General features: G+C 59.1%; 1 protein-coding gene. It reads right to left on the bottom strand.

What is annotated here, in order from left to right:
* Positions 1 to 470 (bottom strand): mannonate dehydratase (gene uxuA, locus FJV41_RS55650; RefSeq protein ID WP_141649612.1); only part of this gene is annotated, 470 nt, incomplete at both ends.

Genomic DNA, 470 nt, shown 5'->3' with positions numbered 1-470 from the left:
GCTCGACGCCGCGCACTTCCGCCATCCCCTTGAGACGGCCAATCGCCGAATAGCCTGGGTTGGTTTTCTTGCGCAGATCGTCGAGCATCTGATGACCATGATCCGGCCGAAATGGGATCGGGCGCAGATCGCCGGCCTGTTTACGCCGCTGCTCTTCACGCAGGATAGCATCCACCACCGCCACCATATTGACGTCGCCGCTAAGGTGCGCCGCCTCGTGGAAGGTTTTTGGGTTTGCTTCACGGCAGGTAGAGCGCAGATGGGTAAAATGGATGCGATCGCCAAAGGTCTCCACCATCTTCACCAGATCGTTATCGGCGCGAACGCCATACGATCCGGTACACATGGTGAAGCCATTATTAATGCTGTCCACCGTCTCCTTCAGCCACTGCATATCTTCGATGGTCGACACGATACGCGGCAGGCCAAGGATCGGCCGCGGCGGATCGTCCGGATGCACAGCCAGGCGG

Origin of the sequence: Myxococcus llanfairpwllgwyngyllgogerychwyrndrobwllllantysiliogogogochensis, assembly GCF_006636215.1 — a bacterium.
Classification (GTDB): domain Bacteria; phylum Myxococcota; class Myxococcia; order Myxococcales; family Myxococcaceae; genus Myxococcus; species Myxococcus llanfairpwllgwyngyllgogerychwyrndrobwllllantysiliogogogochensis.
This window is presented reverse-complemented; position numbering and strand designations above follow the sequence as displayed.